The following is a 1324-nucleotide window of genomic DNA, read 5'->3' as shown; positions in this document are numbered from 1 at the left end:
TCGGATTTCATGCATTTTCATCGCATCGAACCTAGCTTAGCAGCCCTCAATTGGTCTGGAGAGAAGACGCTGTTTGTACACAATGACATTGCCAAGCAGATGAATCCTGCAACGGGTAATAATGGCATTCTTTGGCAGCGTTTTTCTGCAAGCTATTTTGCCCTCGAACGCTTACTGGTGAAGCAATTTAGCCAAATTTTTTCCTGCAATACTGAATCAGCTAAGTTTTATCAACAGCGTTATCCAGCGATCGCAAATCGTGTTGCTTACCTGAAAAACACCGTTGATGAGGAGGTGTTCTATGCCCTAGACCAAAAGGAACGAGAACAAAGACGCAAAGCTCTAGCACAGGAGCATAATTTGCCTGAACAGACCCGTTTTCTCCTGTTCGCCGGTCGTCTGCATCCTCAAAAAGACCCGATGTTACTGATACGGGCAATGGCAGCTTTATATATTCCCAATGTTCACTTACTGATTGCTGGGGATGGGGAGTTAAAAGATGAACTCCGTGGTGAAATTTGCTTTCTTGGGTTGTCTAACCGAGTGACTATGCTCGGAGCAGTAGGTCAACAAAAACTAGCAAACTTATACCGTGTCTGTAGTGTCTTTGTTTTGAGTAGCGTTTACGAGGGACTGCCCTTGACTGTCCTTGAGGCTCTCGCCTGTGGGACACCTGTAGTGACTACGAATTGTGGTGAAACCCCCAAATTTCTCGGTGCTGACAGTGGGATTGTTTGCAAGGAGCGTACCAAAGTTGCGATCGCAGATGCTTTGGGCAAGGTTCTGCACCATCCAGAGCATTATCCAGCTTGCTCCTGTGTGCGCACCGCTCAACCCTATAGTGCTCGCAAAGTTGTTAGCAGTGTTTATGAGCAAATGCTCAAGCGTGCTCAGCAACGGTCTGCCTAATCTCTGTTTAATCGGCTGCCTTGAATCAAGATAAAGCAGTCAAATTTTAGAGCAGTCAAACTTACATACTCAGGTTGTCATCACCACTTAATTAGTCTGCCGAAGAGTATCGTAAAACAGAAAACTAGAAGTAATGAAAATTGCTGTAATTGGAGCCAAAGGAGTACCTGTTAAGCAAGGTGGCATTGAACGTTACTGCACAGAACTCTATCCCAGAATTGTTGCCCAAGGTCATTCAGTAGACCTATTTGCACGGTCGTCTTACAAAACAGGTACTGATGCCATTGTTGGTGCTGCTGCTGCGGCAGCGGCGGCGGTGGCACAATGACATTAATGTTACTGAACATGACAGACTAGTATTGAAGAAGTGGATGAGTTTGTTCCATTAGAGGATTGTATGGGTATTTCATAGTCG

2 protein-coding genes are annotated in these 1324 nt (G+C 45.4%); both read left to right on the top strand.

From position 1 onward, the window contains the following. Window positions 1-909: glycosyltransferase family 4 protein (locus F6K51_RS37465; protein ID WP_293031298.1), on the top strand; the 909-nt coding region annotated here is incomplete at its 5' end. A gap of 133 nt (window positions 910-1042) precedes the next feature. Then, window positions 1043-1237, top strand: coding sequence for a hypothetical protein (locus F6K51_RS37460; protein ID WP_293031295.1), 195 nt, complete (start codon window positions 1043-1045; stop codon window positions 1235-1237). Window positions 1238-1324: the final 87 nt, after the last annotated feature.

Source organism: Moorena sp. SIO3I8, assembly GCF_010692325.1.
GTDB lineage: Bacteria > Cyanobacteriota > Cyanobacteriia > Cyanobacteriales > Coleofasciculaceae > Moorena.
The sequence above is the reverse complement of the archived record's forward strand: the minus strand, read 5'-3'. Positions and strand labels throughout refer to the sequence as shown.